Source organism: Acinetobacter sp. ANC_7654, assembly GCF_056779855.1.
This window is the reverse complement of record NZ_JBWYIR010000014.1, coordinates 32,966-54,428: the sequence shown is the minus strand read 5'-3', so window position 1 is coordinate 54,428 and position 21,463 is coordinate 32,966. Positions and strand designations below refer to the sequence as shown.

At 39.7% G+C, this 21,463-nt stretch carries 16 protein-coding genes; 9 read left to right on the top strand and 7 right to left on the bottom strand.

The window, feature by feature from the left end; translation table 11 throughout:
- Window positions 1-100 precede the first annotated feature (100 nt).
- Complete coding sequence (locus AC1M86_RS13960) at window positions 101-1,456, top strand: flavin-containing monooxygenase (protein ID WP_213032621.1); 1,356 nt, start codon at window positions 101-103, stop codon at window positions 1,454-1,456.
- A gap of 113 nt (window positions 1,457-1,569) precedes the next feature.
- Complete coding sequence (locus tag AC1M86_RS13955; RefSeq protein ID WP_481608199.1) at window positions 1,570-3,192, top strand: long-chain-fatty-acid--CoA ligase; 1,623 nt, start codon at window positions 1,570-1,572, stop codon at window positions 3,190-3,192.
- A 60-nt stretch (window positions 3,193-3,252) separates the two neighbouring features.
- On the opposite strand, the gene AC1M86_RS13950 is transcribed toward AC1M86_RS13955, so the two are convergent.
- From AC1M86_RS13950 to AC1M86_RS13930, 5 genes are all read right to left on the bottom strand, one after another.
- Window positions 3,253-4,569, bottom strand: coding sequence for a flavin monoamine oxidase family protein (locus AC1M86_RS13950; protein ID WP_481608198.1), 1,317 nt, complete (start codon window positions 4,567-4,569; stop codon window positions 3,253-3,255).
- Between the two features lie 182 nt (window positions 4,570-4,751).
- A complete protein-coding gene (gene cysK / locus AC1M86_RS13945; protein WP_481608197.1) occupies window positions 4,752-5,750 on the bottom strand; it encodes a cysteine synthase A in 999 nt (332 codons plus the stop codon).
- 122 nt (window positions 5,751-5,872) lie between these two features.
- A complete protein-coding gene (locus AC1M86_RS13940) occupies window positions 5,873-6,547 on the bottom strand; it encodes a class I SAM-dependent methyltransferase (protein WP_481592301.1) in 675 nt (224 codons plus the stop codon).
- A gap of 100 nt (window positions 6,548-6,647) precedes the next feature.
- Entirely contained in the window at window positions 6,648-8,339 is a 1,692-nt protein-coding gene (locus tag AC1M86_RS13935) for an AMP-binding protein (RefSeq protein ID WP_481592300.1), read from the bottom strand.
- Between the two features lie 102 nt (window positions 8,340-8,441).
- A complete protein-coding gene (locus AC1M86_RS13930; protein ID WP_092768402.1) occupies window positions 8,442-9,068 on the bottom strand; it encodes a TetR/AcrR family transcriptional regulator in 627 nt (208 codons plus the stop codon).
- A gap of 145 nt (window positions 9,069-9,213) precedes the next feature.
- Between AC1M86_RS13930 and AC1M86_RS13925 the strand changes: the two genes are divergently transcribed.
- The 7 genes from AC1M86_RS13925 to AC1M86_RS13895 all read left to right on the top strand — a co-directional run bounded on the left by AC1M86_RS13925 (window position 9,214) and on the right by AC1M86_RS13895 (window position 17,189).
- Entirely contained in the window at window positions 9,214-10,386 is a 1,173-nt protein-coding gene (locus tag AC1M86_RS13925; RefSeq protein ID WP_481592299.1) for an isovaleryl-CoA dehydrogenase, read from the top strand.
- Between the two features lie 26 nt (window positions 10,387-10,412).
- On the top strand, window positions 10,413-12,014 hold the full coding sequence (locus AC1M86_RS13920; RefSeq protein WP_481608196.1) for a carboxyl transferase domain-containing protein: 1,602 nt from the start codon (window positions 10,413-10,415) through the stop codon (window positions 12,012-12,014).
- Window positions 12,015-12,026: 12 nt separating this feature from the next.
- Window positions 12,027-12,827, top strand: a complete 801-nt coding sequence (locus tag AC1M86_RS13915) for an enoyl-CoA hydratase/isomerase family protein (protein WP_481608195.1) — start codon at window positions 12,027-12,029, stop codon at window positions 12,825-12,827.
- Window positions 12,828-12,840: 13 nt separating this feature from the next.
- Entirely contained in the window at window positions 12,841-14,835 is a 1,995-nt protein-coding gene (locus AC1M86_RS13910) for an acetyl/propionyl/methylcrotonyl-CoA carboxylase subunit alpha (protein ID WP_481608194.1), read from the top strand.
- Window positions 14,835-15,767, top strand: coding sequence for a hydroxymethylglutaryl-CoA lyase (locus tag AC1M86_RS13905; protein WP_481596604.1), 933 nt, complete (start codon window positions 14,835-14,837; stop codon window positions 15,765-15,767). Before AC1M86_RS13910 ends, AC1M86_RS13905 begins: the two co-directional genes overlap by 1 nt.
- 78 nt (window positions 15,768-15,845) lie before the next feature.
- The gene (locus AC1M86_RS13900; RefSeq protein WP_092768413.1) at window positions 15,846-16,550 is read left to right on the top strand and encodes a CoA transferase subunit A; all 705 of its coding nucleotides are present in this window, start codon (window positions 15,846-15,848) and stop codon (window positions 16,548-16,550) included.
- A 3-nt stretch (window positions 16,551-16,553) separates the two neighbouring features.
- Window positions 16,554-17,189, top strand: coding sequence for a CoA transferase subunit B (locus tag AC1M86_RS13895; protein ID WP_481608193.1), 636 nt, complete (start codon window positions 16,554-16,556; stop codon window positions 17,187-17,189).
- Window positions 17,190-17,227: 38 nt separating this feature from the next.
- Here AC1M86_RS13895 and AC1M86_RS13890 read toward each other — a convergent pair whose 3' ends face one another.
- Window positions 17,228-18,319 (bottom strand): phospholipase A, encoded by a 1,092-nt coding sequence (locus AC1M86_RS13890; RefSeq protein WP_481608206.1) that lies wholly within the window; start codon window positions 18,317-18,319, stop codon window positions 17,228-17,230.
- Between the two features lie 73 nt (window positions 18,320-18,392).
- The gene (locus tag AC1M86_RS13885; protein ID WP_481608192.1) at window positions 18,393-21,332 is read right to left on the bottom strand and encodes an insulinase family protein; all 2,940 of its coding nucleotides are present in this window, start codon (window positions 21,330-21,332) and stop codon (window positions 18,393-18,395) included.
- Between the last annotated feature and the right edge of the window lie 131 nt (window positions 21,333-21,463).

The following is a 21,463-nucleotide window of genomic DNA, read 5'->3' as shown; positions in this document are numbered from 1 at the left end:
ACAAATCCCCTGTCTTGCTGTTTAAAAATAAATCGATTATAGTCATAAAACCAACTATAGTTGGTTATGAATAAAAAGAACATCATTCAAGGATATGAATATGAACACAGTCTGTATCATTGGTGCAGGTCCGTCAGGAATTACGGCTGCTAAAAATTGTCAACAAAATGGTATTGCATACGATATCTTCGAGAAAAATGACAAAGTCGGTGGGAATTGGGTGTTTAATTCTAAAACTGGTCATTCTTCAGTCTATGAGAATACACACATTATTAGCTCGCGTACAATGTCTGAATATGAAGATTATCCAATGCCAGACAGTTATCCTGACTATCCACGACATGATCATCTACAGCAGTATTTTGAAAATTATGCCAAACATTTTGGTGTATATGACAAAATTAAATTTCATCACACTATTCACCATATTCATAAAAATGAAAATAAAAAATGGGTGGTGGATTACACCGATGATCAAGGTAAAGAACAACAGAAAATATATGACTATTTAATGGTTGCAAATGGTCATCACTGGAAACCGAAATACCCTGAGTATGAAGGTGAATTTACTGGCAAGTGGATGCATTCACATGATTTTAAAGGTGTAAATGACGACTGGCGTGGAAAGAAAATTTTAGTCATTGGTGCAGGTAATTCAGGCTGTGATGTTGCCGTAGAATCAGCACGTGTCTCAAAAGATGTGTATATATCGATGCGCAGCCCACAATGGTTTGTTCCAAAATTTATGTTTGGACATCCCGCAGACATACTCGTGAAGTCAATGGAAAAACTTCCGCCCAAAATGCGCCAAAAAATTCTGACCAAATTGGTAAAAGCATTCAGTGGAAATTACGCAGATTTTGGCTTGCCTGTAAATGACAAACCGATGCTGACACAACATCCAACGGCGAACTCTGACTTCATTGACTATGTGCGTCACGGTAAAATCAAACCAAAACCAGCGATCAAGCGTCTCAATGGTAAAATTGTAGAATTCGTCGATGGTACTCAACAAGAGTTTGATATTATTTGTTGTTGTACTGGTTTCTGGACCGTCTTCCCTTTCTTCGATAAAGATTTTATAGATTTCCAACATGCTGAAAAATTACCGCTTTACCGTAAAATGATGCACGCAGAACATGACAATCTTTATTTCATTGGTTTATTCCAGCCACTAGGTTGTATTTGGCCAATTTCAGATCACCAAGCCAATTTGGCATGTCAGGAAATCTTAGGAAAATATAAACGTCCAGCTGATATGAAAAAAGCGATTCAGCATGAGTTAGATCATCCACATTACAACTTTGAAGGCGGTCAACGACATGCAGCAGAAGTTGACTATAATGACTTCCGTGCAGAACTTGTATCTGACCTTAAAACTGCTGGTGTCATCATTCCAGAGCGTAAACCTTTGGTTTCAATCCGTAAATTAGTTGGTTCTTTACTGACTGCATAATTTAGTGTATTTCTAGATCATCAGTGAGTGTTACGTTAATCGTGAGCACTCACCTTACATAAGTATAATCAACTCAAAATAACAACTTAAATGATCAATAGCAGGAGCTTTGCATGCACGGACGTATGATGTTTCAACCTTTATTAATCAGCAGTTTACTAGAACATGCTGCTGAATTTCATAAAGACACCCTGATCGTTTCAAAAAACACCGATGGCACACTTTACGAAACCAATTGGGGCGATGTATCGGATAATGCTAAACGTGGTGCAAAGGCATTAAATGAACTTAAACTCATTCACGGCGATTGTATTGCAACATTAGCTTGGAACAATCATCGTCATTTAGAGTCTTGGTATGCTATTTCTGGGAGTGGTTTAATCTGTCACACCATTAACCCAAGATTATTTCCAGAACAACTGATTTTCATTATTAATGATGCACAAGATAAAGCGATTATTTTTGATAAAACATTCCTACCTTTGATTACAGGAATAAAAGCACATATTCCACTGGTGCAACATTTCATTTGCTTAGATGCACCTGATGAAAAGATTCATCAAGCCTTACCCGAAGTCTTGTTCTACGATGACTTAATTGCGGGTCAAACTGCAGAATACACATGGCCTGAATTTGATGAAACCACTGCTAGTTCACTATGTTATACCTCTGGAACAACAGGCAATCCTAAAGGTGCTCTCTATTCTCATCGCTCAACTGTTCTTCACAGTTTAGCGGCCAGCTTACCTGACTCACTCAATCTATCAGCCAAAGATATTATTTTACCTGTAGTTCCGATGTTTCACGTTCATGCATGGGGAACACCTTATGCCGCAGCGATGGTAGGTGCTTCAATTATATTACCAGGGCCGGGTCTTGATGGTGAGAGTCTAGTTAAACTCATTGATCAATATGAAGTGACTGTTGCACTTGGTGTTCCTACCATTTGGCAAAGCTTATTAGTCGCTGCAAAAGCAATGAACAGTTCACTGACCTCTTTAAAACGTAATGTCATTGGTGGCTCGGCTTGCCCACCAAGCATGTTAGCGACATTCCGTGATGTATATGATTGTGAAACCATACATGCTTGGGGGATGACTGAAGCTAGTCCACTTGGCACTGCCAATCAATTCAAAGCCAAACATAAACAACTTTCTCAGGATCAACAAGCAAAACTACGTCTTTCCCAAGGTCGCCCACCATTTGGAGTCAGTATTCGTTTAGTGTCTGAAGAAAAAGGAACCGATCTTGTTCCACATGATGGTGAGACTATTGGTAATTTACAAATCAAAGGACATTGGATTGTTGACAAATACTTTGGTCAGTCCGACTCACCATTGACCAGTGATGGATGGTTTGATACTGGAGATATTGCATCCATAGATGCAGATGGTTATCTGCATATTAGTGATCGTGCGAAAGACTTGATTAAATCTGGTGGAGAATGGATCTCTTCTGTAGAGCTTGAAAATATCGCAATGGGTCACCCAGAAATTGCGATGGCTGCGGTCATCGCAGCACAACATCCGAAATGGGATGAAAGACCTGTCTTAATCGCCGTTAAACATCCTGATAGCGAAATCACTGAACAACAACTCATTGATTACTATGCTGATAAAATTGCTAAATGGCAAACCCCAGATAAAGTGATTTTTGTCGATGCCATACCGCTCAGCGGCACTGGAAAAATGCTAAAAAGAAAACTTCGCGAAGAATATGGACATGTATTAATGTGAGTTTAGGTTAATTTCTCAACTTACTCATACTAACTAAATAAAGCTGTAACTGTACATCAGTTACAGCTTTATATTTGAGCCATTACGAATAATTAAATTAGCAGTGTCACGACCTGACAGATATGCACCATGCACAGTACCTGCATAATCGGTATGACAATGTTCACCTGCAAAATATACTTGCGCTGGATGCTCTTTTTTGAAGATCTCTACATCATCTTTAGTATGATCAACTTTTGGAAAACTAAATGAACCTAAACTAAACGGATCACTCCCCCAGCGAGTAATTATAATATTTTGAATGTCATTGGATTGAATGCAAATCTTCAATATTTTCTTAATATATTCATGCACCTGTTGATCCGTTGCTTGATCAACCCATTCTGACTTTGTACCTCCAACGAGAAGGAGATAAGTCGGTTTATTATATAAATGACTAAAATCTAAAATACTATACAGCTCACGCTCATCCCAAAAAAATGCCGTATTGTGTTTAAGTGCATTCCCATTAAATTCTAGAGCTTTTGAAAATTGTATAAATATTTTATTGAAAGATCCAAAACCCAGCTTTTGAATCGATTGGACTAATCCACTAGGCAAAGGCGGCTCAAACTTAATTTTATCTTGCTTTAAGATACCGAGCGGAACAGTCACCACAACTTGAGAACCTATGTAAAGCTGTCCACATGCTGTTTTTATCTGGACTTGATGAGAGTCATGAACGATTTCAACAATATCTGCATTCGTATGAATCTCTAAATCAGCAGCCAGAACTTTAACAATCTGTTCATAACCTTTTGGAAATATCACTTCATCGCCTGAGAAGTAGCCTTCAAAATCCATAAAATTATGGGCTAATTGCTCTAAATCAGTCGCAAAAGGATCATGGGCAAGCCTTGAGTAATACTGCTTAATTTTTTGTGTGATGACGTCTCGATCAAAATAATGAAGTTGAAAACGTATCGTTCCTAAAACATTCTCAAGTTGCTCAAAAGCGGAGATATCCTGCTCTATTGATGTATTTTGAAAAACCTTCTGAACATCACGAAGGCATTTTTCAAATTCTAAGCTCTCTTGTTCGGTAAATGGCTGACCATTGGCATGAAAATAATCCACTTGATCATAATTAAAAACTTGAGTACTTATCCGATTGGACTCTGCAATTTTCCATATCGGATTATTATCAATACCATGTATCCATGATGCACCAAGGTCAAAACAATGACCATCAATGTTTTGTGTATGTATTCTCCCACCTATACGATCACGTGCTTCTAAAACAACAACATTAAATCCTGCTGATTTTAAATGCTGAGCACAACTTAATCCTGCAACACCAGCGCCGATAATATAAATAGGATGATTAAAGTCGTTCATTCATTTTTTTATTAGAAAAAATTCGCTTAAAGATATCGCGTTCAAAACTGTGAAAATAGTCGTGTGATGTAATAAATTTAAAATGATTGGTAACTTAAGAAGAGTTAAAAATTGTTTTAATCAAATAAATCACAAAAAAACGGCCATGAAGACCGTTTTTTTAGAATGCTTTGATTTTCTCGTTAATCTGCTGAGATATCTTCAAATAAAACTGAAGATAAATAGCGCTCTCCAGCATCAGGTAAAATCACCACTATGGTTTTACCGGCATTTTCAGGACGTTGAGCAAGTTCATGAGCGGCCGCTAATGCTGCACCACTTGAAATCCCCACAAAAATCCCTTCTTTGATTGCAGATTGACGAGCAAAATCAATTGCAGTTTGATTTTCAATCGCGATAACTTCATCCACCAAATCTAAATCTAGGTTCTTAGGAATAAAGTTTGCACCAATGCCTTGGATTTTATGTGGTCCAGGAGTCAGTGTTTCGCCACGCTTCGCTTGTCCAATAATTGGTGAGTCTGCTGGTTCAACTGCAACTGAGTAAAGGGCTTTATTTTTAACTTTCTCAAAATAACGCGAAATACCAGAGATCGTACCTCCCGTACCTACACCAGCCACTAAAATATCAACCTTACCACCCGTTGCTTCAAAAATTTCAGGTCCAGTTGTAGTTTCATGAATGGCAGGATTTGCTGGGTTTTCAAATTGCTGAGGTAAATAATAAAGCTCTGGGTTCTCAGCAACTAAACGTTCTGCTTCTTGAACAGCACCATTCATCCCTTTAGCAGGATCGGTTAATACTAAATGAGCACCCAATGCTTTGAGTACTTTACGGCGCTCGATACTCATACTTGCAGGCATGGTCAGTGTGATATCATAACCTTTAGCAGCAGCAACAAAAGCTAGCGCAATTCCGGTATTACCACTCGTCGGTTCAACAATATGCATTCCTGCTTTAAGCACACCACGTTGTTCTGCATCTGCAATCAAAGCTGCACCAACACGGCATTTTACTGAAAATGCTGGGTTACGTGCTTCCACTTTAGCAAGAACTGTAGCCCCACCCTGTATCACACGATTAATGCGAATAAGCGGTGTATTACCAATCGCTTCAGCGTTATTACTGTATACCGCGATTCCACGATTAGAAGTTTGTGGAAATTGAGTCTCTGTGGTCATGAACAATCCTTATATTCATAAAACAATACTTTTATCATAATCCTTTTTCATTTTAGATATATAACCATTTGTAGGATTTTCATATAAGATAAAATGAATAGGTTATTCTAAATATGAAATTATCACTTTACTGCTTTTAATCCATAAAAATTAGACATTTGACAAAAAGTTCTTAAATTTTGATAACCAGCCTGAAGGTATAGATTCTTAATCTCTTTCACCGTCATTAAATTAAAGTCATCATGTATTCTTTCCAACATGACCTGACTTTGTTTTTCACTTAATCCTATTTTTGTCACCAAATTTTTTAATACTAACTGATCATTTGGTTCTTCGAATTGCATCAGATCGAAACTCAGAACCACACCATCTTGTTTCAAAGCATGGTAAATATCACCTAAAAAACTCTTTTTGTATGCATGTGAAACAAAATGAAAAACCAAAATACTCAATACTGCATCAAAATTTTCAGAATATTTCTGGAGCACCGTCGTGTCACCTTGCAGAATTATGACTCGGTGCATTTGCTGCTTAAACTGAACGATCTGTTTTGTTTTTTCAAGCATCGCTGCCGATGGATCAAACACAACAAACTCCGCCTTTGGAAAATGATCTAATAAATAATTCAGTTCAAATCCAGTTCCGCACCCGACAATGGCAATTTTAGCCTCTTCTTTGAGATGAGTTTCAAGCAGCGCTAATATATGTAGATGCATCAGTTCATATCCTGGTATGAGCTGCCTGATATGTTCATCATAGTTTTCTACGATTTTTGGGTGATCAAAATTCTTTGCCATATCGCTCTTCTACTATTTTTTAAAATTAAGCCGAACTTAGTGAACTAAGTTCGGCTTTGTTGTTTTTCTAGCTTGAAGTTAAAATATTACTCAATGACGATTAAGCACTCTCATCAAAAATATTGAGCTGCTCACGCATATATTCTTGGAGTTTAAACTTCTGAGCCTTACCAGAAGCAGTCATTGGGAACTCTTTAAGAAAATGTACATATCGTGGCACTTTATTATGTGAGATATTGGCTTTGCAGTAATCTTTGATCACTTGTTCAGAACATTCATGTCCTTCATGCAAAATAATACAAGCACATAACTCTTCGCCATATTTCGGGTCAGGAAGCCCAATGACTTGAACATCGCTAACAGCCGGATGTTTATATAAGAAGTCTTCAATCTCTTTAGGGAATAAATTCTCACCTCCCCGAATCACAACATCTTTAATGCGACCTTTGATTTTGATAAAGCCTTCATCATCCATTTCAGCGATATCACCGGTATGCATCCATTTTGCGACATCTACGACTTCTCGGGTTTTTTCTTCTTCATCCCAATAGCCCAGCATGACTGAGTATCCTCGTACACACAACTCTCCGAGTTTGCCACGAGGCACTACTTTACCGTGTTCATCGACTATTTTAATTTCGATATGTGGATGAACTCGACCAACAGTGCTCACTCGTTGTTCTAGCGAATCTGTGATCGAACTTTGTGCGCTTACTGGCGCTGTTTCAGTCATGCCATAACAAATCGTGATATCTCGCATATGCATACGCTCAATGACGCGCTTCATGATTTCTTTTGGACATGGACTGCCAGCCATGATGCCTGTACGTAATGTGGTCAAATCAAATTCGTCAAATTGCTCATGATCAAGCATGGCAATAAACATGGTAGGCACACCATAAGCTGCGGTACATTTCTCTTGTTCAATCGCTTTAAGACTATCAAGAGGATTAAATACAGCTGATGGATAGATCATGGTTGATCCATGTGTAATACAGGCAAGATTACCCATCACCATACCAAAGCAATGAAATAACGGTACAGAAATACAAACTCGATCTTTAGAAGTCAGTTTGATTGCCTCTCCCACAAAATATCCGTTATTCAGAATATTATTGTGTGTCAGCATGGTCCCTTTGGGGCTACCTGTCGTTCCGGAGGTAAACTGGATATTGATGGTTTCATCGAATTGAAGACCAGATGCTATCTCATTAAGTTGATCTAACTGCTCTGAAGTCGGTTCAGCCAATAAATCACTAAAGCGATAAAACCCAGTATGTTGTTGATCATCTATTTTGATCAAATACTTTAAATGCGGCAATTTTTCAGCATTTAAAACGCCATTGGTCGTATGTAAAATTTCTGGTGCAATTTGCGTCAAAATTTCTTGATAATTGGTCGTCTTAAAGGTCGATGCAATGATCAATCCTTTGCAAGATACTCGATTGAGTACGTATTCTAGCTCGTAGCTTTTATACGCAGGATTTAAGTTGACCAAAATAATTCCAGCCTTGAAGGCTGCAAATTGTGCGATCGTCCATTCCACACAATTAGGGGACCAAATCGCTAGACGATCTCCCTTTTCTAAACCGATTTTTAATAAACTACATGCAAAAGCATTTACTTTCTCTTGTAACTGCTGATAGGTCAAACGTACATTTTGATGCACACTGACCACAGCATCCTGATCGGCATATTGTAGGCATGCTTGATCAAATTTATGGCCTATAGTCATACCCAATAAGGGTTGCTCACTGGTGCCATAGGCATAACTGAGTCGTAATTGCGTCATTGAATCATACTCCTTGATTCTATTTTCTTATATCAATCCAATATTTCGTTATTAATTACGCGATTACTCGTTTAAACATGACATCCTTTTGTGTGAATTAAATTAATTTTCCTCCTTTGCCTTAACTGCATTGACACAAAAGTCTGCAATTTGCTTAACGAAATAACCTTTATAACCGTCATCAAACATCACATTACGCGATGGATTTAAAGGTTCAATCACAACGAATGTCATCGCACCAACCACGCATAATGCAGCTGTATTTAAATCTTCAAATTCGAACTCACCATTGACCTTTCCTTCGGCAAGAATCTCCTTAATGGATTGTTTTATCAGTTGCTTACTTCTAAAACGTTCATGCTCAATCGTTGGGTCTACGGGCTCAAACATGAGTGAATATGCAAGTTGAGGGCTATTCAAAGCACGTTTTACGAAAGCAGTGACGGCCTTTGTCAACTTCTCAGTCGAAGTCCAATCATTTTTTGCAATCTGATTCAGAATATCGACCTCACCTTTGATGGCCTGTGAAAGCACTTCAATCAAAATCTGATTTTTGTTCTCAAAATAGCGATAGACCAAACCACTCGAGACACCAGATTTATCTGCAATCGCTTGCACTTGTGCATCTTTAAAACCACCACCCGCAATAAGTTCGCGCGCGGATTGCAGTATCGATTGACGATTTTGCTCCATACGCTCTTGCATCAAAGTGGATCTTTTATAACTCATAATTGTTCACCCAATCAACTAAAATGAATTATAAATCATTTTCTGAATCTATATTCACTTTTTTAAAAAATAACTGTATTGTATTTCTCAAGCAAGGACAAAATGCTTCACTGGAAATAAAAATTAAATTTTAGGATGAATGAAAATGAATTTACAGAGTATCGACTTTGGACTAGACGAAACACTAATCGCTTTACGTGATTCTGTAGCTGCATTCTGTGCAAAGGAAATCGCACCTATTGCTCAACAAGTTGATCAAGACAACTTATTTCCAGCTCACTTATGGAAAAAATTTGGTGATATGGGGTTACTTGGACTTACCGTGAGTGAAGAATACGGTGGTGTCAATCTGGGTTATTTGGCTCATATCATTGTCATGCAGGAAATTTCACGAGCATCTGCTTCCATTGGACTTTCATACGGGGCACATTCAAATCTTTGTGTGAATCAAATTAACCGTAATGGTAGCGAAGAACAAAAACAAAAATATCTTCCTAAATTAATTTCTGGCGAATATGTCGGTGCTTTGGCAATGTCTGAACCAAATGCGGGTTCAGATGTCGTTAGTATGAAATTACGTGCTGAAGAGCATGGTGATCACTTTGTACTTAATGGCTCAAAAATGTGGATTACCAATGGTGGAGATGCTGACGTGCTGGTGGTTTACGCCAAAACTGACATCAATGCTGGTGCCAAAGGCATGACTGCTTTCATTATTGAAAAAGGCATGGAAGGCTTTAGTCATGGGAGTCACTTAGACAAACTCGGAATGCGTGGTTCAAATACTTATCCCCTGTTCTTTGACAATGTCAAAGTGCCTAAAGAAAACGTCATGGGTGGTGTGGGTAACGGTACAAAAGTGCTCATGAGTGGATTAGATTACGAGCGTGCAGTTCTCAGTGGTGGACCACTAGGCATTATGGATGCATGTTTAGATGTGGTCATCCCATACATTCATGAACGTAAGCAATTCGGTCAATGTTTAGGTGAATTCCAACTCATGCAAGGCAAAATTGCGGATATGTATTCTACATGGTTGGCGAGCAAGGCTTTGGTTTATGCCGTGGGTGCAGCATGTGATAAAGCTGATCATGATCGTGGTTTACGTAAAGATGCAGCAAGTGCCATTCTCTACTCAGCTGAAAAAGCAACCTGGATGGCTGGTGAAGCAATTCAAACCCTTGGGGGCAATGGTTATATCAATGATTACAACACAGGTCGATTATGGCGTGATGCCAAACTTTATGAAATCGGTGCAGGAACTTCTGAAATTCGACGCATGTTAATTGGTCGTGAGTTATTCAACGAAACCAAATAATTCAAGTTAATACAAGGAAGTCATTGATGAACGAAATTAAAAGCAAAATCAATCCACGTAGTGAAGAGTTTAAAATCAATCAAGCTGCGATGCTTGAATTGGTCGCAGACTTAAAAAAACAAGCTCACACCATTGCCTTAGGCGGTGGAGAAAAAGCACGTCAGAAACATTTAGCACGTGGCAAATTATTACCGCGTGAGCGGATCGATCAACTCATTGATGCAGGAACTGCCTTTCTTGAAATTGGTCAACTCGCTGCTTATCAAGTTTATGCTGACGATGTTCCAGCTGCAGGTGTGGTTGCAGGTATTGGTCAAGTGCATGGTGTGACTTGCATGATCGTTGCCAATGATGCAACGGTTAAAGGGGGGACATATTATCCTTTAACTGTAAAAAAACATTTACGTGCGCAAGAAATTGCTGAACAAAATCATCTTCCTTGTATTTATATGGTCGACTCAGGCGGTGCATTTCTGCCAATGCAGGATGAAGTATTCCCTGATCGCGATCATTTTGGACGAATTTTTTACAACCAAGCACGCATGTCGAGTAAAGGTATTGCACAAATAGCCGTGGTTATGGGGAGTTGTACTGCGGGTGGCGCATATGTCCCTGCCATGTCCGATGAAACAATTATTGTCCGCAATCAAGGCACGATTTTCCTCGGTGGTCCACCTTTGGTAAAAGCTGCAACAGGTGAAGTGGTGACTGCTGAAGACCTTGGTGGTGGCGATGTTCATACCCGTTTATCTGGTGTCGCAGATCATCTTGCAGAAAGTGATGAACATGCGATTCAAATTGCACGCAATATTGTTCAAAACCTAAATATCGAACCGAAAGCATTAAAGACCGAAATTGAAGAACCACTTTATGGTGCTGAAGAACTCTATGGTGTCATTCCGAGTGACTCACGCAAACCCTTTGACATCCGTGAAGTGATTGCACGTATCGTGGATGGTTCAAGACTTGATGAATTTAAGGCTCGTTTTGGTACAACCTTAATTACAGGTTTTGCATCTATCTACGGCATGAAGGTCGGAATCATTGCCAATAACGGAATTTTATTTTCAGAGTCTGCTCAGAAAGGTGCGCATTTCATTGAACTGTGTACGCAACGCAATATTCCACTGCTCTTTATCCAAAATATCACCGGTTTCATGGTCGGTCGCCAATATGAAAATGAAGGTATTGCCAAAAATGGAGCCAAATTGGTCATGGCAGTAGCTACCGCAAATGTTCCTAAAATCACCTTGGTGGTCGGTGGTTCTTTTGGTGCAGGCAACTATGGAATGTGCGGTCGAGCATATTCTCCTCGCTTCTTATGGACTTGGCCGAATTCACGTATTTCCGTGATGGGCGGTGAACAAGCTGCTAGTGTTCTCTCCACGATTAAGCGTGATCAAATTGAGCAACGTGGTGAAACTTGGTCAGCTGAAGAAGAAGATCAATTCAAACAACCTTATCGTGATCAATTTGAAAAGCAAGGACACCCTTATTATGCATCTGCACGGTTGTGGGATGACGGTGTGATTGATCCAGCAGAATCACGTCATGTCTTAGGTCTGAGTTTGGCTGCTGCATTGAATGCACCAATTGAACCAACTCAGTTCGGCGTGTTCCGCATGTAAGGAGAAAATGACATGAGTTATGAATTTTTACAGCTTGAAATTGAACGCCAAGTTGCGACCGTTTGGATTAATCGTGCTGAATTACACAATGCATTCAATACACAAGTGATAGAAGAACTGAATCACTGTTTCACAACTTTAAATGCTAATGATGACGTTCGTGTTGTCGTTTTGGCAGGTCGTGGTAAAAGCTTTTCTGCAGGTGCGGACCTCAATTGGATGAAACAAGCAGGTCAAGCATCAAAAGTGGAAAATGAAGAGGATGCTTTGAAACTTGCCAAAATGTTACAAAGTTTAGCCACGCTGAAACAACCGACTATTGCACGTGTCCATGGTATTGCATTTGGCGGCGGCATGGGGCTTGCTTCAGCATGCGATATTTGTGTGGCTTCCACTGATGCTAAGTTTGCCACTTCAGAAGTGAGATTAGGTTTAGCACCTTCAACGATTAGTCCATACGTGATCCGTGCCATCGGTGCTCGTCAAGCATCTCGATATTTTCTCACGGCTGAACGTATTTCTGCAGAACAAGCAAAGCATATTGGTCTCGTCCATGAAGTTTGTCAGCCAGAACAGTTGGAGGCCACCGTATCGGAAATCATTGATGCAATTTTGCTTGGTGGCCCTGAAGCTCAAGCTGCATCAAAGTCTTTGATTCGTTTAGTTGATCATCAAGAAGTCACAGAAGATTTACTGATTCAAACCGCTCAACACATTGCGCACGTACGTCAAGGTGATGAAGCCAAAAATGGCTTAACTGCTTTTTTAAATAAACAAAGCCCAGCATGGATTCAAGCAACGGCAGAACAATAAAAAGGGATTCTATATGTTTAAAAAAATTCTCATTGCAAACCGTGGCGAAATTGCATGTCGTGTGATTCGTAGTGCACAAAAATTAGGTATCGCAACGGTTGCAATTTACTCAGATGCAGATACCCAAGCGCAGCATGTCAAATTAGCGGATGAAGCTATTTATATTGGTGAATCCCCTGCTGCACAAAGTTATTTACAAGCAGATCGTATTATTCAAGCTGCACTTAAAACAGGGGCTGAAGCCATCCATCCAGGTTATGGTTTCCTATCTGAAAATGATCAATTTGCGGAAGCCTGTGAAAAAAACAATATTACTTTTATAGGGCCTCCAGTGGCTGCCATCTTAGCCATGGGTTTAAAAGCAACGTCTAAAGCATTGATGGAAAAAGCAGGTGTACCACTCACACCTGGGTATCATGGCAGCAATCAAGATGCAGATTTCTTAAAACAACAAGCTGATCAGATTGGCTATCCTGTACTGATTAAAGCCAGTGCAGGTGGTGGTGGTAAAGGCATGCGCTTAGTTGAGCGTGCTGAAGACTTTCTTCCTGCACTGAACTCATGCAAAAGTGAAGCGAAATCAAGCTTTGGCAATGATGACGTTCTAATTGAACGTTATGTTGTCAATCCTCGTCATATTGAAGTGCAAGTTTTTGGTGACAAACATGGCAATTATGTTCACCTCTTTGAACGTGATTGCTCTGTGCAGCGCCGTCACCAAAAAGTCCTAGAGGAAGCCCCAGCCCCTAAAATGGCCGAAGTTAAACTCGAAGCGATGCGTGAAGCTGCGATTAATGCTGCCCGAGCAGTAGACTATGTCGGTGCTGGAACGGTTGAGTTCATTGTTGAGCAAGATGGTACAGCTTACTTCATGGAAATGAACACTCGCCTTCAAGTTGAACACCCTGTGACGGAAATGATCACAGGACAAGATTTGGTTGAATGGCAATTACGTGTTGCTTATGGTGAACGTTTGCCAAAACAACAGTCTGAATTAAAAATTCATGGCCATGCACTTGAAGCTCGTGTTTATGCAGAAGAGCCAGAGAAAGGATTTCTCCCAGCAATTGGAAAAATTAATTATCTTCATTATCCGACTCAAAATGAATGTGTCCGTGTTGATAGTGGCATTGTGCAAGGTGATGAGATCACAACGTTCTATGATCCAATGATTGCTAAACTCATCGTATGGGGAGAAAATCGTGAAGCAGCACTCGTCCAAATGCATCATGCTTTGAGCCACTTTCATGTCGAAGGCTTAGGCAACAATATTGCATTTTTAGATCGCTTAGTGGCATGTGACTCTTTCAAAAATGCCAATCTAGATACTAATTTAATTCAGCGTGAAGATGAGTTCCTATTTAAAACCACTACTCCTTCTTCGTCTGAAACAATTGTCACAGCAGCATTTATTGAACTGCATTCTCAGTTAAATGAATCCAAGCATACAAGCCATCCAGTTTGGAAAGCAAAACCCCTTTGGAGAAGTAATGTTGATGCGCGTACACCGATAAAACTTGAACATCTCGGACAAACGTATCAAGTTGAATTTATCTCAACTTCACAAGGGTTCGAAGCACAGCTTGATGGCGAAAGCTACGCTATCTCAGGTCAGTTGCTCAATGAAAATCTCATGGCGATCTATACCTCTTTCGGTCAAGAGAAAATCAGTTTTAAAAAAACCAATGATGCGGTCACCCTATTTAAAAATGGGCAGACTTTTAAATTTGAACTCATCAAACCTAATTTTAATACAAATGATCAATCTTCATCTGACTCAAATCTAAAAGCACCAATGCCGGGTGCAGTGACACAAGTATTTGTTTCAGCAAATCAACGTGTAAAAAAAGATGAAGTGTTATTAACGTTAGAGGCAATGAAAATGGAATACGCTATACGTGCACCATTTGATGGTGTCGTTGTCGCAGCTTATTTCCAACAAGGTGATCAAGTGAAAGCTGGTGATGAGCTGGTTGAGTTTCAAGCTGCTGAGGAGAATGCGGCATGATGAAAACAACCAATCAAACCACACCAAATCACGATAATTTTGTGAAAATCGTTGAAGTTGGACCTCGTGACGGTCTTCAGAATGAAAAAACACCCTTAACATTCGAAGACAGACGCAATCTTATTCTTGATTTGATGAAAACTGGTTTGAAGAATATCGAAGTCGGTTCTTGTGTATCTGCAAAGTGGGTACCTCAAATGGCAGAAAGTGATCAACTCTATGCTAGCCTACCACATGATGAAGATATCCAGTTCAGCTTACTGACACCAAACCTTAAGGGATTCGAGTCAGCTTTAGCTGTAGGCTGTAAAGAAGTTGCGGTTTTCACCGCTGCTTCTGAAAGCTTCACTCAAAAGAATATAAATTGTTCAATTGAGGAAAGTTTTGAGAAGTTTGCTGATGTATTACAGTTTGCTCAACAACATGATATTAAAGTACGCGGATACGTTTCATGTATCGTTGACTGCCCCTATGAAGGTCCAATTGATCCATATAAGGTTGCTGAAGTCAGTGCAAAGTTAATTGATCTAGGTTGCTACGAAGTATCCTTGGGTGAAACCATCGGCACAGCTACACCTGATCGTGTTTCCAAAGTTTGGAATGCATGTTTGGAACGAATTGAACCACAACTTTTAGCTGGTCATTTTCACAATACCTACGGCATGGCAATTGCCAATATCTATCAATCACTGACACAAGGCATCCGCATATTTGACTCATCGATTGCAGGACTTGGCGGTTGTCCTTATGCCAAAGGTGCTTCGGGTAATGTATCCACTGAAGACTTATTTTATCTCTTGTCCAATATGGGCTATGAAACTGGCATTAACCTAGATGCCCTGATGCTTGCGAGTCGTAACATTAGTCAAGTTTTGCAACGAAACAATCCATCTAACTATGCCAATGCGTATTGGCAAAAAAAATGTGCTTAGTACGTATCAGCATTATGAAATGATGAAGATCGGAAGCTGATTCAGGATGAACAAAATAAAAATACAATGAGGTGTTCAATGACGAACAAAGTGTATGAAAGTGCTGAAAGTGCACTGAACGATATCATTCAAGATGGTCAAACCTTAGCTGTTGGTGGTTTTGGCTTATGTGGTATTCCTGAGGCTTTGATTGCTGCCCTGAAACAAACAGGAGCTAAAGAGCTGACTTGTATTTCAAACAATGCAGGTGTAGATGGTTTTGGTTTGGGATTACTACTCGAAACAAAACAAATTAAAAAAATGATCTCGTCCTATGTCGGAGAAAATAAAGAATTTGAGCGACAATACTTAAATGGTGAACTTGAAGTCGAGCTAACCCCTCAAGGCACTTTGGCTGAAAAACTCCGTGCTGGTGGAGCTGGGATTCCTGCATTTTTTACCCAAACAGGCGTAGGTACGTTGATTGCAGAAGGTAAAGAAGTACGTGAGTTCAATGGTAAAGAATATATTTTAGAACCCTCTTTAACTGCAGATGTCGCTTTGGTCAAAGCGTATAAAGCAGATAAGGCAGGTAACCTAATCTTTAGGAAAACAGCTCAAAATTTTAATCCCGTTTGTGCGATGGCTGGGAAAATCACAGTCGCTGAAGTTGAGGAAATTGTAGAGATCGGTGAGCTCGATCCCGATTCGATACATTTGCCCGGGATTTATGTAAATCGTATCGTTCTTAACACTACACCAGAAAAAAGAATCGAACAAATGACCTTAAAGGCGGAGGCATAAGTTATGGCATGGACGCGTAATGAAATGGCACAACGAGCTGCCTTGGAACTCGAAGATGGATTTTATGTCAATTTAGGGATTGGATTGCCTACATTGGTTGCGAACTATATTCCTGAAAATATCAATGTTTGGCTCCAATCTGAAAATGGTTTGCTGGGAATTGGCGAATTTCCAACAAAAGAAACCGTAGATGCTGACCTGATTAATGCGGGTAAGCAAACTGTTACGGCGCGAGCAGGCGCTGCATTTTTTTCCAGTGCTGATTCATTTGCCATGATCCGTGGTGGGCACGTGAATATAGCTATACTTGGCGCTATGGAAGTCTCTGAGCAAGGTGATCTTGCGAATTGGATGATTCCAGGGAAAAAAGTCAAAGGTATGGGTGGAGCAATGGATTTGGTGGCTGGCGTACAAAAAGTCGTCGTGCTAATGGAACATTGTGCCAAAGATGGCACCCCAAAAATTGTTCCGCAATGTTCACTGCCCCTTACAGGTAAAGCAGTCGTTCATCGCGTGATTACAGATCTAGGGGTTTTGGATATCACGTCTCAAGGGGTAAAACTGATAGAACTGGCTCATGACGTCAACTTTGATGAGATACAGAAAGTGACTGGAGTTCCCCTAATTCAATCGCAATAAGATCGCTAAAAAAACCACGCCTAAGCGTGGTTTTTTATTTAGAAAGCATTCATTAAAGAAACGCCAATACCCGCATAGGTAGCACGATGATTATAATCAATCAAACTCTCACCATACCCATCGAATAATTGAAAATGACCTCTAAGTTTGCCACTGATTGGAAATGCCCAATCAAATTGAACAGCTCCTCGAGAATCATCCCCACCCTTAAGTGAATGTCTTAACATCAAACTAAAATCATGATCATTCCAACGGTAAAAAGTCGTTAAATCACCACGACCAATATAGTTTTTAATGTCAGGATTGTTATCATCATTGAAATCTTCTTCGATTCGATACCAAGGTCGAATCATCATAGCGAAATTATCACGCTCAAATCCTAAGTTCAGCATCACACGGTTCCAACTACGTGATAAAGGATCCGAACGTCCATTTGATTGATGATTCAGCGTTAAACCGAGTAAGCGACCATTTAAACCTAAAAATTCATAGTTGGTTCTAAACACAATACTTGCTTCAGGTTCATAATTCGTTTCACGAAATGGTCGTGATTCTTCAGAGTTGTAAACCTGCCAACGAGAGGACTGGGTATAACCCAACCAAATATCGCCATTATTCCCGATTAAGTTTTCAACAGCTTTAGTTTTGAGTGAAATTTGAAACTTGGACTCTAAAGACTTTAAATTTTGATCATCTTCTACGGTATTTTGAGGATTTGGGCTCGATGGAAATTCGTTCTTATCAGACGTCCAAAATGCAGGAAGTAAATATACAGGTTGATGTGCGCGTATATTCCATGTACCTAATTTACTGTCTTCAGCCAATTCCCATCGTTTATCAAGCAACGATGAATTCGGTGTAATTACAGGACCTTCCACCGAAAACAAGTTTTCAACTTTTTGTTCGATTTTAGACTTTAAATCCTGTGGTTCAACCTGCGGTGCTGGTATTTCACGCGCAGCCTGACGCTCAGAAACATAAGCAGGTTGCTCAAGTTCAGGGGCTTTGAACAATGCATCATAACAGGCTAAACGCTCTGCATTTGAATCAAGTGCAACGCACGCTTGTGGTGACGCTGGATTCGCTGGTACCATATCTGTTGCCCAAACTGTCTGTATAGGCAAACACATAAACGACGACACACCCAACCATATTGGTGAACGTTTTATTCTATTTCGCATTGGCTAAGCCCCATTTTTAATTTTAATTCACTTGTTTTATTGAAAACCCAAGTTCTGCAAGTTGCTCTTTTTTAGCCATTGGTGCTACAACAGCCTTCGTTGGTTTTTGATTCACTAAATACGTTTCTGCTACACGCTTTAGATCATCTAACGTTACATTGAGCAAACGCTCTCGTAAAGTTTTTCTGAATTGAGGCGTGCGTCCATGCAATAATGCATAACATGCAGTAATTGCTTCACCTGCTGGAGAACCTGGCTTATCCATGCTCGATACAAGACCCAGAATCGCCTCTTCAAGTTGGTGTGGTTTTTGTTCAGTATTCAATAACCAATCAATACTTGCTTCAAAATCTTGGAAAGTTTCTGCTAAACGTGGATCACGATAACTATAGAATCTAAATGCACAAGCATTGCCATCATAGCTTGCACCACCACCATAAGCGCCTCCTTTTTCACGGATTGCACTGTGTAGGAAACCATTTCGTAGATAAGCCGCAAGCACCATTAACGGTGCTGCATCCGGATGAGAAACTTCAACTGCTGGATAAGCAGAAGCACAGAATTGGACATTGGATTGAATCAGCCATGCTTCGTCATTTTGCGTTTGTTCAAAATTAACTTCAGCAAGATGCACTGGCTCACGCTTCACTTCAAGTTTATCCCAAACATTTTGAATTTCTTCAATTAAACGTTCAGACTGTTGCTCTTCACAGACCAGTAGGAACTGTTTAGGCGCGAGTAACAACAAACGGTGAATATTTTGCAACTCTTGAATGAGGTTCGCATATGCTTGTTCATCTGTTTCAATGCTTTGAACAAGCTCGCTCAGCCAATTAAGCGCACATAAGCCGGTATTATTATAATCACGTAATGCCAATGCACTCATATTACGAGAAGCAATCTGCATGGCATAGCTATGTCCAGAACCAGACAAACGGGATGCCCAACGCGTCTTACGCTGTTGTAAAAGTTCAATAATACGGTCCTTTTCATCAAAACGCAGTTTCTCAAATGCCAGTTTTAACAATTGAATCGTATCTAGTTTGTGGGCAAGCGATTTGGTTGTCAGCGTTAAAAATGCGCTAATTTTACCTTTATCATCAACTTTACTACGTAGAGATGCCCCCATACCAAGGCCACCACTTACCGCTGTTTGTAATTGCTGTAATTCTAAATAATTATATTGACCTGCACCAACCTCCCCCATGAGCACGGAGAGTAAGTTAAAGTAAGGTGATTTCACGACTTGATCAGGAATTTGAATAATCACTTGTTGATAATAAATTCCGTTAGTACCAGCATGGTATAAGTTCAAGGGTGTATCTAAGTTATTAGAAATGATTTCTCTCAATTGACCTTGAACGACTGGAAGTTCGGCAGGAATATCTTCTAAACCAACTTTCGGCAATAAATCTAAGTTATCAGGAGTTGCCTGTCTTTCATTTAATGCCTCAGTCTGGCGTACAATTTCCGCTTTTTCATCATCTGTTAAGCGTGCGCCTATATCAGCTAAACGCTGTTTTTCTGCTTCAGCCTCTAATTTCGACTTATTCGCATCTGGTACAAGCGTCATCTGTACACGATGCGGATTATCAATCAAATGGGTCTTAATCAGATTAGGCAACCACATCGGGTCTTTCAACTGCTCTTTCACTTGCTCAATGGTCGAATCTACGTCCCAAACATGTATTGGATCATTATGATGAATTGCACTGCTTAAACCATTGAGGATGAGGCTTAGACCATAAGGCGTGCCATCTCCACCAATTTCTCGTTGGTGTAATTCAATTTGATGCAAAATCGCATCAACCAATGACTGATCTACAGGCTTCGAGGCAACCTCGTTCAGCACATTCAACACACCGTTTTTGAATGTTTCTGCATGTTCAGGATTTGAACCTTGAATACCGCAGTAGAAAGTCATTTCATAGTTAGAATCATCAAGACCTAAAATTGGTCCTGTAGATTGAGCATAACCACACGTTTCTAAATAGTGACGTAATGGTGAAGCAGAATCTTCCAATAAGATCCCTTCAGCCAAACGTAAGCCTAAACGAAGTTGAATATCACTAGATTCAGGAAGTAACCATGCCAGTACATGGTAGGTTTTATCTTTCAAATCTTCAGCATCTACCGCGTAAGTCTCTGTCACCTCAATAGGTGCTTCTAGACGCTGTTCTGGTGTCGAATATAAGGTTTGACCTTTCTTAAACTTAGATAACGCTAAAGTTTCAAACTGCTCTTGTAACTCATAGGCAGATTGATTACCAAAAGTCATGAAAATAGCGTTACTTGGATGATAATGTGACTTATAGAAACTGACTAACTCTTCGTAAGTTAAATCAGGAATATCCTTAGGATCACCACCTGAATTATAGTGGTAAGTCGTTTTAGGGAATAAATGATGAGCAAGTTGGTGATATAACTGATCTGAAGGTGAACTCATTGCACCTTTCATTTCATTAAAAACCACACCCTTGTAAACAGGCTCACCATTTTCCAACTCAATTCGGATACCTTCTTGAGCGAAATCCAAAGGGTTTAAATTGGCTGCAAATGCTGCATCCAAATAGACGGAAAGTAAGTTTTGGAAATCTTTTTTATTCTGTGTCGCAAATGGATAAGCTGTCCAATCGGCAGCTGTAAATGCGTTCATAAACGTATTTAGAGAACGACGGATCATTAAAAAGAATGGATCACGTACAGGAAATTTTTCAGAACCACATAATGCAGTATGCTCAAGAATGTGTGCTTCGCCTTTTGAATCCATCGGTTGTGTACGGAAAGCAACTAAAAAAACATTTTCATCATGTTCAGTTGCTAGATGAAAATGCACAGCGTCAGTTTCTTTATGACGGTATTCTGAAACTAATATATCGAGTGCGGCTACATGATGTTGACGTACCAACTGAAACGCGGGATGAACGGTGTTTTGAATGGTTTCAGTAACATCTACGGTCATGTGTGCTCCTTAATTTACATAAATTTTAACAAAGATCATTATACTGATAGTTCAATACAATTCATCATTTATACAACAAACTCCAACTATTTTCCGAGTAAAATAGTCAGATTAAAACTAAATCAATAAAA

Coding starts and splice junctions, on each gene's coding strand:
- AC1M86_RS13960 (WP_213032621.1), top strand. CDS start 101: ATGAACACAGTCTGTATCATTGGTGCAGGTCCGTCAGGAATTACGGCT.
- AC1M86_RS13955 (WP_481608199.1), top strand. CDS start 1,570: ATGCACGGACGTATGATGTTTCAACCTTTATTAATCAGCAGTTTACTA.
- AC1M86_RS13950 (WP_481608198.1), bottom strand. CDS start 4,569: ATGAACGACTTTAATCATCCTATTTATATTATCGGCGCTGGTGTTGCA.
- cysK (WP_481608197.1), bottom strand. CDS start 5,750: ATGACCACAGAGACTCAATTTCCACAAACTTCTAATCGTGGAATCGCG.
- AC1M86_RS13940 (WP_481592301.1), bottom strand. CDS start 6,547: ATGGCAAAGAATTTTGATCACCCAAAAATCGTAGAAAACTATGATGAA.
- AC1M86_RS13935 (WP_481592300.1), bottom strand. CDS start 8,339: ATGACGCAATTACGACTCAGTTATGCCTATGGCACCAGTGAGCAACCC.
- AC1M86_RS13930 (WP_092768402.1), bottom strand. CDS start 9,068: ATGAGTTATAAAAGATCCACTTTGATGCAAGAGCGTATGGAGCAAAAT.
- AC1M86_RS13925 (WP_481592299.1), top strand. CDS start 9,214: ATGAATTTACAGAGTATCGACTTTGGACTAGACGAAACACTAATCGCT.
- AC1M86_RS13920 (WP_481608196.1), top strand. CDS start 10,413: ATGAACGAAATTAAAAGCAAAATCAATCCACGTAGTGAAGAGTTTAAA.
- AC1M86_RS13915 (WP_481608195.1), top strand. CDS start 12,027: ATGAGTTATGAATTTTTACAGCTTGAAATTGAACGCCAAGTTGCGACC.
- AC1M86_RS13910 (WP_481608194.1), top strand. CDS start 12,841: ATGTTTAAAAAAATTCTCATTGCAAACCGTGGCGAAATTGCATGTCGT.
- AC1M86_RS13905 (WP_481596604.1), top strand. CDS start 14,835: ATGAAAACAACCAATCAAACCACACCAAATCACGATAATTTTGTGAAA.
- AC1M86_RS13900 (WP_092768413.1), top strand. CDS start 15,846: ATGACGAACAAAGTGTATGAAAGTGCTGAAAGTGCACTGAACGATATC.
- AC1M86_RS13895 (WP_481608193.1), top strand. CDS start 16,554: ATGGCATGGACGCGTAATGAAATGGCACAACGAGCTGCCTTGGAACTC.
- AC1M86_RS13890 (WP_481608206.1), bottom strand. CDS start 18,319: ATGTGTTTGCCTATACAGACAGTTTGGGCAACAGATATGGTACCAGCG.
- AC1M86_RS13885 (WP_481608192.1), bottom strand. CDS start 21,332: ATGACCGTAGATGTTACTGAAACCATTCAAAACACCGTTCATCCCGCG.